Genomic DNA, 15,276 nt, shown 5'->3' with positions numbered 1-15,276 from the left:
TTAACCGCCCTAGGCGGGCAACTGTTGGAGAAGTCAGGAGCAGTTCAGCACGTGACCGCACAGTCGCTCGGCGGCCTTGGAGCCACCGAACCCGAATTGTGCCGAGTGTCCGTCATCGGGGGGAACACCCAGCTCGACGTCGGGCTGCCGGCAAACACGCCGATCGCCGCATTCATCGACGATCTCGTGAAGCTCATCGAATCTCGCGACCCGGAGCCACTGGGCAGCGAAGAGGGGGGAACGCCACTTCAGCCGCAGCATTGGACGCTGGCCAAACTGGGCCGCGACATGATCGCGCCCAACCAGACGCTCAATGACGCGGAGATCTACGACGGCGAACTGCTCGTCCTGCGCGCGGTGGCGGCCAAGGAATCGCCCGCGCTCTTCGACGATGTGATCGATGCCGTATCCCGGCTCACCGCAGAGGAATTCCGGGGCTGGTCGCCGAGCTCGGCGCGCTGGACCGGCCTGGTCGCGGGCGCGGTGGCGGTGCTGATGGCGCTGGTGCTGGGCGCGGTATCGCGCGGCAACGGCGATGATTTCGTCGCGCCCGCCATGCTGCTCGGCGGGGCCGTCGCGGCACTGGTCGCGGCCATGATCGCCAAGCGCAAGTACGCCGACGAGCTGACCGCCTCGGTGCTCACGCTGTGCCTGCTGCTGCTGACCTTCGGCGGGGCGGCGCTGGCGGTGCCCGGTGAGATCGGCAGTCCGCATCTGATGCTCGGCGCGACGGCCACGCTGCTGGTGGCGGTCGTCGGCTACCGGGTGATCGGCGCGGGCGGGACCATCGTCGCCGCCGCCGTCACGCTGGTGGTGCTGGCCGGTGGCGCCGCGGCGGTGCGGGTGATCTGGGATGCGGGCACCGTGAAAATCGCTGCCGGGGTGCTGATCACCTCCATTCTGCTGCTGTCCATGGTGCCGCGGCTGGCCGCCATGCTGGCCCGGCTGCCCGTGCCGCCGGTGCCCACCGCGGGCGCGGCCATCGATCCGGCCGATCACGAACCGCGGCCGACCATCGAGGGCATCGGGGCGATCGGCGCGACGGTGCTGCCGTCCGCGCACGGCCTCGGGCAGCGGGCACGCACCGCCAACCAGTTCCAGACCGGCATGGTCATCGGCAGTGCGGTCGGTGCGGCCTTCGGCGCCGTCGTGGCCGCCGATCCGCTGGGCTCCCCGCGCTGGCAGGGCATCGCGCTCGCGGTGGTCGTCGCCGTCATCCTGTGCCTGCGCGGTCGCTCCTTCGCCGACCTCACCCAGGCCACCACGCTGATCGCCGGCGGCTGCGTCACTTTCGTGTCGCTGCTGGTGCTGCTGGCGCTCGCCGATCCCGAAATGCCGCTGCTCTCGGCCGGACTGCTGCTCGCCTTCGCGGTGGGTGCGATCGGTTTCGGTGTCATCGGTCCGCACGTCGAGGTGACCCCGGTGACCCGGCGCTTCAACGAGATATTCGAATACGGCCTGATCGTATCGATCGTCCCGCTGGTGCTGTGGCTCATGGACGTCTACTCGATGGCGCGGAACATATGAGACGGATTCATCGCGACTGGGGTCGGATCGTCTGTGCGGCAAGCATTCTCGGGGCGGCGCTGCTGGGGCCGGTAGTGCCGGCTTCGGCGTTGCCGGTCAAGGCCGTGACGCCGCCGACTGTGGATCTCGGGGCGTTGGGGGAGGCGCAGGCGCTCAGCGGCAAGCCCGCGCCGCAGCAGCCCACCGAGAAGCACGCGCTGTGCAACGAGCCCTCGCTGGCCGGGTCGGTGCCGAAGGACGAGCCGTACTCGCAGGGGGTGCTGAACCTTTCCGCCGCATGGCAGTTCAGCCGAGGGGCCGGGCAGAAGGTCGCGGTCATCGATACCGGGGTGAACCGGCATCCGCGCTTGCCGGGGCTGGAGGCCGGGGGCGATTTCGTTTCCGGTGGTGACGGCACCGACGAGGACTGCGACGCGCACGGCACCTTCGTGGCCGGCATCATCGCCGCCCAGCCCAGCCCGGACGATGCCTTCGTCGGCGTCGCGCCCGAGGCCACCATCCTGTCCATCCGGCAGGTCAGCGACCACTACAAGGTCAAAGGCTCCGGCGGCGACAAGGCGCCGGGCAATATGAGCACCCAGGGGTACGGCAATGTGACCACCCTCGCCGCCTCGGTGGTGCGGGCGGTGGACATGGGCGCCACGGTCATCAATATCTCCGAAGTGGCCTGTACCGCAGCGGGTTCCGAAACCGCCGACGGCGCGCTCGGGGCCGCGGTGCGCTACGCCTACGACCGCAATGTCGTGGTGGTCGTCGCGGCCGGGAACGTGGACTCCTCCAGCGGGTGCAGCACGCAGAACGACGAGAATCCGCAGAATTCCGCGGACAGCTGGAAGAAGGTCAAGACGGTGGCCAGCCCGGCCTGGTTCAGCAAGTACGTGCTGGCCGTCGGCTCGGTCGACCGCAACGGGAGCCCATCCAGCTTCACCCTCTACGGTCCGTGGGTCTCGGTCGCCGCGGTCGGCACCAATATCATCGGGCTGGACAGCAAGGGCGGTGCGACCGGATTGGTCGACCGGGCGCTGACCTCGAACGGGTGGCAGCCCATCGGCGGCACCAGTTTCGCCGCGCCCTATGTGTCCGGCCTGGCGGCGTTGATTCGCGCGCGTTTCCCGGAGATGACCGCGCAACAGGTCATGGACCGGATCACCCGCACCGCGCACGCGCCCGGCACCGGTCGTGACGATCGCATCGGTTACGGCCTGATCGATCCGCTGGCCGCGCTCACCGCACAGCTGCCGGACAAGCCCGTGACCGTCGGCTCCGATCAGGCGCGCGCCTTCCCCGAACCTCCCAAACCCGCTGGCCCGCCGCGTCTTCCGCGACTGGTGGCCATTGTCGGCTCCATTGTCTGTCTGTCCGCGCTCGGAATCGGTCTCGCGCTGTCGATCCCGTTCCGCCGCGCCCGCCGCGACGACGAGCTGCCCGACCTCGATTCGTAAGAACCGGAGCAATATTCATGGCTACCGAAGGTTTCGTACGCCGGCCCCGCATCGCCCCGCCGCGCGCGCCGGGCGGCGAGATGGCGCTCACCCCGCCGCCGGAAATCCCGCGGGCGGTGGCGGGTTCGCTGCTCACCAAGCTCATGCCGGTGGTCATGGTGGTGGCCATGATCGGCATGGTGGCCATGATGGCCATGATGGGCCGGTCGATCCTGACCAACCCCATGATGATGATGTTCCCGATGATGATGATCATGTCGATGGCCGGCATGCTCATGGGCCAGCGCAGCGGCAACAAGAGCGCGGCCGAACTCAACGAGGATCGCAAGGACTACTTCCGGTATCTGGACCAGACGCGCCGGGAAGTGCGGCGCACGGCGCAGAAGCAGCTGGAAACGCTGGTGTGGAGTCATCCCGAACCCGCCGACCTGCCCTCGGTGGTGGGCTCGCGGCGGATGTGGGAGCGGCGGCCCAACGATCCCGACTTCGGGCATGTGCGGGTCGGGATCGGCACCCACCGGCTGGCGGCCAAGCTGGCGCGGCCGGAGACCGGGCCGCTGGAAGACCTGGAGCCGGTGTCCACGGTGGCGCTGCGGCGATTCGTGCGCACCCACTCCGTGGTGCACGAACTGCCGACCGCGGTGTCGCTGCGGGCATTTCCGGCCATCAATGTCGAGGGTCCGGCCGAGGACGCCCGCATGATGGTGCAGAGCATGCTCATGGAGTTGACGGCTTTCCATGGGCCCGACCATGTTTCGGTCGCCATCGTGTGCGCCGATCCGGATGCCGAAGCCTGGTCGTGGGCGAAATGGCTGCCGCACCTGCAGCATTCGTCGGCGCGTGACGGTATGGGCGCGGCGCGCATGATGTACGGCTCGCTCGGTGAGCTGGAGACGGCGCTGGCCGACGATCTGCTCGAACGCGGGCGGTTCATGCGCAATCCGCAGCCCACGCAGGGACGGGTGCATCTGGTCGTGGTCATCGACGACGGGTATGTCAGCGGTAACGAGCGGCTGATCAGCGAATCCGGTCTGGACGCCGTGACGGTGATCGACCTCAGCGCCAGCGAGAACTCCCTGGCCGCGCGGCGTGGGCTGCAGCTGGTCGCCGCCGGCGGTGAGGTGTTCGCCAAGAGCGCCGCGGGCACCGAGAAGTTCGCGACCGCCGACCGGGTGACGCTCGCCGAGGCGGAAGCGTTCGCGCGCAGTCTCGCCCGCTATCGGATCGCCACCGCCGCCCAGATCGTGAGCCTCGGCGACAACACCACGACCACCGATCCCGGTCTGATGGCGCTGCTGAAGATTCCGGACGCCGCGCAGATCGACCCGTCCAAGGTGTGGCGGCCGCGCGCCGGACGCGAGCGGCTGCGGGTGCCGATCGGCGTCACCCCCGACGGCACGCCCGTCGAGATCGATATCAAGGAATCGGCTGAGAACGGTATGGGCCCGCACGGGCTGTGCATCGGCGCCACCGGTTCGGGTAAGTCGGAATTCCTTCGGACCCTTGTGCTTTCGATGGTCGCCACGCACTCGCCCGATCAGCTCAATCTGGTGCTGGTCGACTTCAAGGGTGGCGCGACCTTCCTCGGCCTGGATCCGCTGCCGCACGTCGCGGCGGTCATCACCAACCTCGAGGACGAGCTCGCGCTCGTCGACCGTATGCGCGACGCGCTCGCCGGTGAGATGACCCGGCGGCAGGAATTGCTGCGTTCCGCGGGCAATTTCGCCAATGTCAACGATTACGAGAAGGCGCGGGCGGCCGGCGTGCCGCTGGATCCGCTACCGGCGCTGTTCGTGGTCATCGACGAGTTCTCCGAATTGCTCTCGCAGAAGCCGGATTTCGCGGATCTGTTCGTCATGATCGGCCGGCTCGGGCGGTCGCTGCACGTGCACCTGTTGCTGGCCTCGCAGCGGCTCGAGGAGAACAAGCTGCGCGGACTGGACGCGCACCTGTCGTACCGGATCGGTCTGCGTACCTTCTCCGCCAACGAATCCCGGGCCGTACTCGGTATCACCGACGCCTACCACCTGCCCGGTGTGCCGGGGTCGGGTTACCTCAAGAGCGATGCGTCGGATCCGTTGCGGTTCAACGCGACCTACGTGTCCGGGCCCTATGTCGCGCCGCGCGCCACCCGGCAGGCCGACGGCAGTGCGCTCGTCGAAGCGCCGCCCCGGGAATTCACCGCCGCGCCGGTGGAAGTGCTGGCGCTGCCCACGCCCGATCGCGTGGATCCGCTCGATCTGCTGCCGCCGCCACCGACCGCCGACGAAGGCATTCCGGACAGCCTGCTGCAGGTCGTGGTGAAGCGCCTGACCGGGCACGGGCGACCGGCGCACGAGGTGTGGCTGCCGCCGCTGGAGGAATCGCCGACGGTGGACATGCTGCTGCCCGATCCGGACTGGCGGTCCCCGGTCAACCGGCACGGTCAGCTGTGGATGGCCATCGGCATCATCGACAAGCCGTACGAGCAGCGGCGTGACGTGCTCACCATCAATCTCGCTGGTGCGCAAGGCAATGTGGCGGTGGTCGGCGGCAAGCTGTCCGGTAAATCCACCGCGCTGCGCACCATCATCATGGCGGCGGCGGCCACGCACACCCCCGAACAGGTGCAGTTCTACTGCCTCGACTTCGGTGGTGGCTCGATGGCCAGCCTGGCCGGGCTGCCGCACGTCGGATCGGTGTCCAACAAGCTCGACGTGGATCGCATCCGGCGCACCGTCGCCGAGATCGCGACCCTGCTGCGGCAGCGCGAGGAGCGGTTCGCCGAGCTCGGCATCGAATCCATGGCGGAGTTCCGGCGGCGCAAGCATGCCGCGCTGTCGCAGGGCATTCACGATGATCCGGTGTTGCAGGACAAGTTCGGTGACGTCTTCCTGGTCGTCGACGGCTGGGGTGTGATCCGCGAGGAATTCGACTTCCTGGAAGGGCAGATGAATGCCTTTGCCGCCCAGGGACTTTCCTACGGCATCCACCTGGTGATCGCGGCCAACCGCTGGGCCGAGATCCGGCCGGGCGTCAAGGACATGACCGGCACCCGTATCGAGTTGCGCCTCGGTGACCCGTCCGACTCCGAGATGGGGCGCAAGGTCGCGGTCAATGTGCCGGTGAACCAGCCCGGGCGCGGTATCACCGCCGATCCGCTGCATATGCTGATCGCGTTGCCGCGCCTGGACTCCGATACCGATCCCGATACGCTGGCGGCCGGTGTGGCCGATGCGCGCACCCAGATGGAAGCCATGTACGGCAACCGGCGGGCCGCGGAGGTCCGGATGCTGCCGCTCAGCGTGCCGCGCGAGCAGGTGCTCAATCTGGCCGCCAAGCACGGCATCCAGCAGGGGCCGACCAAGGTGGTCATCGGTATCGGCGAGGCCGAATTGCAGCCGGTGGTATTGGATTTCGCGGCGGAACCGCACTTCATGGCGTTCGCCGACATCGAATCCGGCAAGACCACGCTGCTGCGCAACCTGATCCGGGGGATCGCCGAGAACTCGAACTCGCAAGAAGCGCGCGTCATCCTCATCGACTATCGGCGCACGCTGCTGGGCACGCTCGAAGGTGAACAGCTGGCGGGTTATTCGACGTCGTCCCAGACCTGTGGGCCGATGATCAAGGAAGTCGCCGGGTACCTCGCGAACCGGATCCCCGGCGCCGACATCACGCCCCAGCAGTTGCGCGAACGCAATTGGTGGACCGGGCCCGAAATCTATGTCGTGGTGGACGACTACGACATGGTCACCACCGGCGGCAATCCGTTCGGACCGCTCGTCGAACTGCTCCCGCAAGCCCGCGACATCGGCCTGCACCTGGTCGTGACCCGCATGATGGGCGGCGTCTCGCGCGCCCTCTACGACAATGTGCTCGGCACCATGAAGAACCTCTCGGTGTCCACCCTTCTCATGAGCGGCCCCCGCGACGAAGGCAAGCTCATCGGCGATCTCCGCCCGATGAAGCTGCCGCCCGGGCGTGGCATCCTCTGGTCCCGCTCGGGCGACCAGATGATCCAGATCGCCGATCTCCCACCGGAATAGGGTTTCGTTCACGTGGCAAGACTGTTCATTCTCTTCACCCTGTTGGCCGGGGTCTTCTCGGCCCTGGCCTTCAAACAGGGCGGCTACCTCCCTGGCGTCGTCTTCGCCCTGCTCGCGGGCGGCCCGCTGGCGTGGTTCGTCTACGCCGCGGTCCGCACGCGCCGCAATGGCGGCGTGGTACCCGAGGGTTCGCCCCGTAGCCGCGCCATCGGCTGGATCGCGGTCGCCCTCATGGTCCCGCTCACCGGCTACTCGGTGTATTGGATGTTCTGGATGCCGAAGGCCAGCCAATCAGCGCTCTCCGAGTACCGCGATCTCGAAAAACTCTGCGGCGGCAGCGATCGCACCTATTTCCCCGACGGAGCGGCCCACCAGGGCAACGGCCCCCACCCCGTGGCCATCTTCTACGTGGACGAATCCGAAACCACCCAGCACGTCTCCCTGGTCGGAGCCTCCGCCCCCAGCTACTGGAGCGGAGACTATAAAAACCCCGGGAACATCCAGCTCGTAGCTTGCCTCGGAAGCGCCTCCAAAGGCCAGCGCATCACCAAGTGCGAGTTCAAAACCGACACCCTCGATCAATACCAAGGCATCTACGACGCCACCCTCTACGAAACGACCACCGGCAAGAAAATCGCCGAAGCCCGCCTCTCCGGCGCCACCACCCCCAACTGCCCCCACTTCACCATGACCAAGGGCAAAGACCCCGTCCTCTACACCGAACCCGACTTCGCCGAATACCAACGCGCCTTCGGCAAGTACGTAGAGAAGTAGCCGTGAACATAGGCCCCGGAACAGTCCTAGGCGGCTACCGCATCGAGCGCGCCCTCGGCAGCGGCGGCATGGGCACGGTCTACCTCGCCCAGCACCCGGCGCTACCCCGCCACGACGCCCTCAAGGTCCTCTGGCCCCACCTGGCCTCCGACCACGAGTTCCGGGCCCGCTTCGAACGCGAGGCGAAACTCGCCGCGACCCTGGACCACCCGAACATCGTCGCCGTCCAGAACCGTGGCGAGGACGAAGGCTGTCTCTGGATAGCCCTGCAATATGTGCCCGGCACCGACGCGGCGACCGCCGCCGAACACGATCCCGCGGCGATGACCGCGCAACGTGCATTGCGCATCATCACCGAAATCGGCAAGGGTCTCGATCACGCCCATCGCCGTGGCATGCTGCACCGCGACATCAAACCCGCCAATTTCCTGCTCGCCCCGCAGGATTACGGGCAAGAACGCGTCCTGCTGGCCGATTTCGGCATTGCCAAACAGGCCGACGGCAATACCGAATTGACCCGCACCGGTACCTTTCTGGCCACTATCGCCTACGCCTCTCCGGAACAACTCTCCGGCGGCCCCGTCGATGCCCGCAGCGATATTTACAGCCTCGCCTGCTCGTTCTATCGCCTCCTTACCGGCGAAACTCCCTATCCTGGAACCCAACCGGCCATGGTGATGATGGGACACCTCAACGAGCCGCCGCCGCGCATCACGGCGAAAAGGCCTGATCTTCCGACCACGCTGGACGCTGTGATCGCCAGGGCCCTGGCCAAGGACCCCGCACGCCGATACTCCTCGTGCGAGGAGTTCACCGCAGCCGCCGAATCGGCGCTCGCCGGTCGGCCCGCGAATGCCGCTCCCGCCCAGCGGAACTCGTCCGGCCCGCGCAGTACACCACGCCCGGCAAGACCGGAAACTCAGCGGCCCCACGAAAGTGAAAACGAGTCAGACCACGGGGGCGCGACCTTGGTGGCCGTCGTAGTGGTGGGCGCGGCGCTGTTCATGATCGCGGCCTTCGCCATCATCGGCAGCAGAGACGACACACCCGCACCCAAGCCGCTCGTGACTACGACCAGCCCTACCCCGACGTACTCGGTCCCTGGCGCAATCCCGCGCACATCGAAACCAACCGCACCGAGATAGCCTGCCGACCGTCGATCGAGCTATTTGACGCTCTTGCGGAGGACTGGGATCAGTTTTTCCAGGAGGATGCGTTCGGATTGGTCGGTCCAGTTGCGGAGGGCTTCTACGGCGGCGGGGTCGTCGAGGACCATGACGGTGGCTCGGCGGCTTTGGATGCTGGAGGGCAGGTTTACCAGGCCGCCGCCGCCGGAGTTGGTGTCGCTGCGGACCGCGAGTAGGTAGCCGGAGTCGATTTGGTCCAGGGGGGAGGACTCGTAGCGGATTATGGGGCGGGGGGTGGTTTCCTCGTCTTTGCGGGTGCAGGCGGCGTGGTAGACGAAGCCGAGGTTTTGGAAGAAGGTGGCTTGGGGGCTGGGTTTCAGGTGGAGGGCGACGGTGGCGTTGTAGCCGGAGGTTCCTGAGACATCCACCGCGGCTATGGTTTTGCCTTCGAAGGCGGGGTTTTGGCGGCGGGCGTCGGCGGTGGTGGCGGGGGCGCCGGTGGGGGTGGGCGCCACGGTGGAGGTGGCGGCCGCTTCCGGGGCGGAGGTGTCCCGGGTGGACCAGATGCCTATGCCGGCGGCCAGTGCGAGGACGGTGACCGCGGCGGCTGCGGCGAACCAGAGGCGCTTGCGGGCGGGGGCGGTCCGGTCGCTCGCAGGTGGGGCGGCGGAAGGCGCCGGCGGGGTGTGGGTCTGGGTGCGCGGGTAGGACGCCGGGGTGGCATAGCGGCTCGGGAGGGTGTGCATGGTGAGGTCGGAAACCCCGAAATGCATTGCGGATTCGAGCGCTTTGGTGAATTCGTGGCAGGTGTCGAAGCGGCGGTTCGGGTCCTTGTCCATGGCTACCGCGAGGACTTCGTCCAGGGCGGGCGGGAGACCGGGGAGGGCGGCGGAGATGAGGGGCGGGGGTTCGGTGAGGTGGGCCATCATGATCATGGCCGGTTGGGTGCCGGGGTAGGGGTTGCGGCCGGTGGCGAGTTTGAAGAAGGAGCAGGCCAGGCCGTAGATGTCGGAGCGATGGTCGAGCTGGCCGCCGGTGAGCTGCTCGGGTGCGGCATAGGCGATGGTGGCGACGAAGCTGCCGGCCTGGGTGAGCTCGGTGGTGTCGGCGGTGGATTTGGCGACGCCGAAGTCGGTGAGCAGCACGCGTTCCTCGTCGCCATCGCCGTGGGAGAGCAGGAAATTGGCGGGTTTGATGTCACGGTGCAGCAGACCGCGGCGGTGGGCGTGGTCGAGACCGCGGCCGACTTCACCGATGATGCGCAGGGCCCGGTGCGGGGTCATCGACCGCGGGTCTGCCTTCATGGCGGCGTCGGCGTCGACACCGTCCACATACTGCATGGCGATCCACAGCTGCCCGTTCTCCTCACCGCGGTTGTAGACCGACACGATGTTCGGATGATCAAGGGCGGCAGCGAGATTGGCCTCCCGCTGGAACCGGGTGCGGAACTCGGCGTCGGCGGAGAACTGCGTGCTGAGCACCTTGATGGCGTCACGTCGGGGCAATACCGGATGCTTGGCCAGATAGACCGTACCCATGCCGCCCGCGCCGAGCACCCGCTCGATGTAGTACCCGCCGATCACGGCACCCGGTCCGATACTCATGTCTTCCCTTACATCCATTCCGCATTGGCGAGCAGCGCGTATTGTGCCGCGGCACGCTGGTGCACGTCGGTCAGCTGATTGCTGACGACCATCGCGACGTAGCGGTTGTAGCGAATGACGCACCGGAAGCGTTCGGCTGCTTGGGGATCGGCCGCCTCCTCGCAGATGACATCTGGAACACCTTGGGGTGTACTAGCTTTGTTCTTAAAGCCGCCGGTTATCGCGCCCGACAAGGTCGCGGCGGCAGCGGCGTCGCGGGCACGCAACAGCAACGCGCCGTTCTTGGTTTCCGAGACCAGGTCCACCCCGGACGGTTCGATGATCGCCCGCCATTTGTCCTGAGCGGTCACCCCGTGCAGGAAGCCGCGTGCGCTCATCACCCATTCGGATTTGACGGAGGGGTCGGGGCTGCCGGTGAGTTGCAGCGTGCGCCGGAGCATGCCCTGCGGGTCGTAGTCCAGGCGTACGACGTCGCGGGGCGTCAACGGCGGCAGCTGGTCCAGCATCGGGAGCTGAACGGAAAGCGCCTGCTGCGCGAGGCTTTTCAGCCCCGCCTCTTCCGCCGACGGCTTCTGCACGAACACGTTGATCAGGTAGTCGCCGTGCGACAGCGTTACGCCCATGGTCGGAATGCCCGGCCGCCAATGGCCTTTCGCCTCCGGATACTTGTCGAGCGTGACCGGCTGGTTGGCCTCGGCCGCGACGGCGAAGTCCGCGGCCTCGATCTCGGTCGCGGTCTTGGCCGCCGATCCGGCGTCGGGGAACTGGATAACGGCGATATTGACGCTGGTGGTCTGCCCCGGATTGCCGCCGTCCGAGCGGTTCACCTCACGCTGGACCGTCTGGTCCCGCGCGGTGCTGAGATCGGTGTCGGCCGCCGACATGCTGAAGCCGAACATCATATTGCTGTTCTCGAGGATCGGCGTATCGACGGCGGCCAGGATATTCCCGGCATTCCGGGCGGAGGTGATGCCGACCGCCGCACGCCCGAATTTCAGGCTGGGATCGACTTCCGTCCCGTTGGCTACGAAGCCGGCCAGCCGCATGGCGGCCAGTTCGTTCCCCTTGTACACCTTGTGGAAATACTGCGCCCGGTAGTCCAGCGGGATGGTCGAGTACCGCCCGACATCGAAGGTGCGCGCATCGGGCTCGGCGGCGCCGGGAGCACCGGGCACCGTCGGCCCGCACCCGGTCGCCAGCGTGACCGTAGCCAGGGCGAGCGCGCCGGAGAGCAGGCGGCCGGGAGTGCTGCGGAAGAATGCCATGCGCTGTCTCACTTGCTGTTCGCGAGGATCGCGTACTGGGCCGAAATGCGTTGCTGGGCTTCCGGTAGCAGAGACGCGAAAGCGAACCCCACATAGCGGTCGTAGCTCACGTAGCAGTAGTAGGGGACCGCGTTGGCGATAGGACCCCGGTACTTCTGGCAGCGTGCGCCGGGCAACCCCTTCGGGGCCTCGGCCTCGACCATGTACTTGTCGGCGGTCACGTCGGCCAGATACTGCTTGGCGGCGGCCGCGTCCCGGGTCCGCACCAGTTGCGTCGCACCGTAACCGACCAGATCGACACCGGTGCGTTCGTACAGCGCCCGGGTGCGTTCGGGATACTCCGCGAAATGCAGGTCGGCCGCCGCGCTGTAAACGCCCGGTGGCCGTTCGTAGGAATCGCCGTCCGGTTTGGGCAGGGTCCGGTAGAGCATCTGGTCCGGATCCGAGACCCGCTGCGCGAGCTGATCGGGCGGGGTCGGCTGGAACGCCCGCAAACGATCGGCGACCACGCGAATCGCGTTCTCCGCCATGCCCAGCAGCTTGTCCGGTTCGGAGACGCCGAGTTGCTTGTCCTCGGCACTGTCGACGACCGGCACGATCACGTACTTGCCGGTCGCGTACCAACCGGCCAATGCCTTCTGCTCGGCGTGGAAGCCGAAGACGGTGTCCGGGTACTTGCCCGACTTGATCGCGGTGATGTCCTCGGGTCGCCCGCCGGTGTTGCGGAACCCGCGTACGGCCAGGGCGCTCGCGGCGGCGCCGGCCTGGGCTTCGGTGCCGAACAGCAGCACCGACACCGACATCGAATAGCCGATGCCCTGATCCGCGTCGGACTGCCCGGTACTGGCGAATCCGCCGATGAATCCGGGTGCGTCGGCGGCGAATCCGGTCTGGTCCAGGTACGAGAACATCGGTCCGGCGTAGCTTTCGCCGGGAGCCAGGAAGGCGTGCACGACATCCGGCCGATTGACCTTCAGCGACTGATCCATCTCGGCCGTCAGCGGTACGACGCCGGCGAGCGCCTCCGCTTCGAAGAACCGCCCCACGAATTGGCGATCCTTGGGTTCGAAGGCTTTCGGCTGGGTGCGATAGTTGCCCACCTCGAGCGCGGCGAGGTCGACCACGGGCTCCGGATCACTGCCCGCGCCGGAGTCGCCACCGCACGCCGCCGTGCCCGCGACCAGCGCAGTCGCCAGCGCCAGCGCCTGCCATGCTCGCGAAAATGTGCGCAACGACTTCGCCCCCCGGCCCCTTGGTCCACCTCGATTCGCGGGTGGATGTCAATCCTTGTTGCCGGGAGTCTAACCAAACGCTCGGTTTCGGGCGCGGCCCAGGTCGTACGCCGCTACTCCGGCGTAGCCCCCCGCCGTGCCCGGCACGTGGAGCGGTTGCAACTCACCCGGCTCCCAGGTCGCCGCCTCGGGCCAGCTGTCGGCTCGGCGTTCGAACAGGGCCGCCGAGGGCCCCGTGGCCTCCGGTCCGGCGATCCGGGCCAGGCGGAATCCGGCCCGCCGATAGTAGTCGTGCAGGCCGGTATTCGTGGTCCAGGCGTCCAAACGCACCCAGGCGCGGTGCTTTTCGCGGGCGAGGGCTCCGGCGTGGGACAGCAGTGCTTGGCCGATGCGATTGCCCGCGAAGCGCAGGTCGACGATCATGAAGTGGACGATGACCGCGTCGGCGAGCTCGCCGGGTGACCAAAGGCCTTGGTCGGCGCGGTCGTTCACCGTGATGGTGCCGGCGGGTTCGCCGTTGACCTCCGCTATCCAGGTCTCCCCATTGCGCACCGAGCGGGTGACCGCGCGGGCGAAGAGCTCGATGGGGAGTCCGCGTCCGGCCCGGGTCCATTGATCACTGCCGTGGGCTGCCAGCCAGTGGGTGCGTTGGAGGCGGAGCCTGGTGATGGTTCCCAGGTCGGCGAGTCGGGCCGGGCGGACGTGCGGAGTCATGGCGAACTAGGTAGCAGGGAACTCTCGAAGGAGTGGGCATTGGCCGGTGGGGGCGGCGAGCCGAGGGTCTTGCGAATGATCTCGGTACCCAGGTCGTCGCCGAGCTCGTAGGCCAGGCGGTTGCGTGCGGCCGTGGAGCGGTGCCGGGTGACCCGGGTGATCCGCTCGTGGTTCGCACCGATGCGCAGGTGGTCCAGCAGGACGGTGCCCGGGCCGATGCCGAGGATGACGGCCTCCTCGGCGGTGGCGGGGCGGGCGACCACGGTGTCGCGATGGGCGGTCTCGGCGTAGCCGCGCTCGGCCAGCCGCCGGGTGGTGCCCTCCGGGATGTCGTGCGGGCAGTCGATGCCGGTCGCCTCGGCCAGGTCTCTGGGATAGAAGCTGACCTCCCAGGACCAGGGCTCGTTGTCCAGGTACTGCATGATGGTGCGCGATACCACCCAATCGTCCTTTTCCACGCCGAGCCAGTGCGCCACCTCCGGACTGGCCGGTTCCATGCGGGCACTGAACTGCTTGGACGGTTCCCGGCCCGCGGCCAGCGCGATCTCGACGAAGATATCGCGCGCGGTCTTGGGCCGATCCGGCCGAATCGGGCTGGTGACAACGGATTCCAGCACCTCGCGGCTGCGCACGATGGTGCCTCTGGAAGTTGCCGTGTAGACCAGGTTTTCGGCGACCAGGAGCTGAATTGCGTTGCGAGCCGTGGTGATCGAGACCTGCATCTGATCGGCCAGCTCGTTGTGACTGGGTAGTCGATCGCCCGGTTTCCATTTGCCGGCGCGGATCTCCTCGCGGAGGAGGTCTGCGATCCGTTGATATCTCGGACCGTCCGCCATCTCGCTCCTCGGTTGTTGCTTCAAGGCTCAGAAGTCTACTCCCGGACCCCTACTGCCGTGTAAGGCTTGACAAGCGCTTTCCGAGGTTTATTGTAATGAACGTCCTGAATGCGGTGTTGTTTTACGTCGATGAAGTCGAGGCAACGTGGCAGGTTCGGAGACATCGAATACGGTTGTTGTGGCACTGCCCGACATGTCCCCTTCGTATGGGGATATCGAGGCGCCGTCATTGGTCACCGGTCTTTTACCGACCTCCGACCTACTCCTGCGCGCATGCCGCGGTCATCGCGTCATCGGCGGACCCCTGCTGTGGTTCGCTCATGACCTGGCCGTACTGCATGAGCGCAGGTTGGTCGGCCGCGGCGGCACCGGCCCCGACACCGATCCGACGTCGATCATCGAAAACAAGCGCCGCCGAATCGAATTGGTAATGGCCATAGACGATTGGATCGTGCGTTCGGTTCCCCAGCATCGCCTGGGTGCGACCTTGCATACCGAAACGGTCGGATCGGTCATCGATCGATTGGCGGAGGCTTCCATTCGCGCTCATCACGCGTTGATGACCCTTGACGCGAATGATGAAGTGCTACACGGTGCTTGGCACCATTTGGCTGAATTGTCCGACGCCTACGATGATCTCGTACGCGACGTCCTAGCGGGCCGGCGGCGCCTACCCGCGTGGTGATGACCTCCGGTGTGCTCCGGGTCCGAGGGTGACCCGGAGCGC

Annotated in this window: 11 protein-coding genes; 6 read left to right on the top strand and 5 right to left on the bottom strand. The window is 67.2% G+C overall.

Annotated features, from left to right (window positions below):
* Window positions 1-51: 51 nt before the first annotated feature.
* Genes eccD through NY1_RS13295 form a run of 5 tightly spaced genes read left to right on the top strand, consistent with a single transcriptional unit; the run spans window position 52 to window position 8,916 of the window.
* The gene (gene eccD / locus NY1_RS13315; RefSeq protein ID WP_067711872.1) at window positions 52-1,527 is read left to right on the top strand and encodes a type VII secretion integral membrane protein EccD; all 1,476 of its coding nucleotides are present in this window, start codon (window positions 52-54) and stop codon (window positions 1,525-1,527) included.
* Window positions 1,524-2,969, top strand: coding sequence for a type VII secretion-associated serine protease mycosin (mycP, locus tag NY1_RS13310; RefSeq protein ID WP_067711869.1), 1,446 nt, complete (start codon window positions 1,524-1,526; stop codon window positions 2,967-2,969). Before eccD ends, mycP begins: the two co-directional genes overlap by 4 nt.
* Before the next feature lie 17 nt (window positions 2,970-2,986).
* Window positions 2,987-6,997 carry a type VII secretion protein EccCa gene (eccCa, locus tag NY1_RS13305; protein WP_067711866.1) on the top strand — a complete coding sequence of 1,337 codons (4,011 nt, stop codon included), beginning with the start codon at window positions 2,987-2,989 and terminating at the stop codon, window positions 6,995-6,997.
* Between the two features lie 12 nt (window positions 6,998-7,009).
* Window positions 7,010-7,771 (top strand): DUF4229 domain-containing protein, encoded by a 762-nt coding sequence (locus NY1_RS13300; RefSeq protein ID WP_067711863.1) that lies wholly within the window; start codon window positions 7,010-7,012, stop codon window positions 7,769-7,771.
* Window positions 7,772-7,773: 2 nt separating this feature from the next.
* Window positions 7,774-8,916 (top strand): serine/threonine-protein kinase, encoded by a 1,143-nt coding sequence (locus tag NY1_RS13295; protein ID WP_067711860.1) that lies wholly within the window; start codon window positions 7,774-7,776, stop codon window positions 8,914-8,916.
* A gap of 20 nt (window positions 8,917-8,936) precedes the next feature.
* Here NY1_RS13295 and NY1_RS13290 read toward each other — a convergent pair whose 3' ends face one another.
* From NY1_RS13290 to NY1_RS13270, 5 genes are all read right to left on the bottom strand, one after another.
* Window positions 8,937-10,502 carry a serine/threonine-protein kinase gene (locus NY1_RS13290; protein ID WP_067711857.1) on the bottom strand — a complete coding sequence of 522 codons (1,566 nt, stop codon included), beginning with the start codon at window positions 10,500-10,502 and terminating at the stop codon, window positions 8,937-8,939.
* 8 nt (window positions 10,503-10,510) lie between these two features.
* A complete protein-coding gene (locus NY1_RS13285) occupies window positions 10,511-11,767 on the bottom strand; it encodes a DUF7373 family lipoprotein (protein ID WP_067711855.1) in 1,257 nt (418 codons plus the stop codon).
* 8 nt (window positions 11,768-11,775) lie between these two features.
* Window positions 11,776-12,999 carry a DUF7373 family lipoprotein gene (locus NY1_RS13280; RefSeq protein WP_067711852.1) on the bottom strand — a complete coding sequence of 408 codons (1,224 nt, stop codon included), beginning with the start codon at window positions 12,997-12,999 and terminating at the stop codon, window positions 11,776-11,778.
* Between the two features lie 69 nt (window positions 13,000-13,068).
* Window positions 13,069-13,713: a GNAT family N-acetyltransferase gene (locus tag NY1_RS13275; RefSeq protein ID WP_084534932.1), complete on the bottom strand. Its 645-nt coding sequence runs from the start codon at window positions 13,711-13,713 to the stop codon at window positions 13,069-13,071.
* On the bottom strand, window positions 13,710-14,549 hold the full coding sequence (locus NY1_RS13270) for a GntR family transcriptional regulator (protein ID WP_067711849.1): 840 nt from the start codon (window positions 14,547-14,549) through the stop codon (window positions 13,710-13,712). The genes NY1_RS13275 and NY1_RS13270 overlap by 4 nt, the downstream gene beginning before the upstream one ends.
* Window positions 14,550-14,694: 145 nt before the next feature.
* Between NY1_RS13270 and NY1_RS13265 the strand changes: the two genes are divergently transcribed.
* Window positions 14,695-15,234, top strand: coding sequence for a DUF4254 domain-containing protein (locus NY1_RS13265; protein ID WP_233434322.1), 540 nt, complete (start codon window positions 14,695-14,697; stop codon window positions 15,232-15,234).
* Window positions 15,235-15,276: the final 42 nt, after the last annotated feature.

The sequence above is a fragment of the Nocardia yamanashiensis NBRC 100130 genome (assembly GCF_001613325.1).
GTDB classification, from domain to species: Bacteria; Actinomycetota; Actinomycetes; order Mycobacteriales; family Mycobacteriaceae; genus Nocardia; species Nocardia yamanashiensis.
This window is presented reverse-complemented; position numbering and strand designations above follow the sequence as displayed.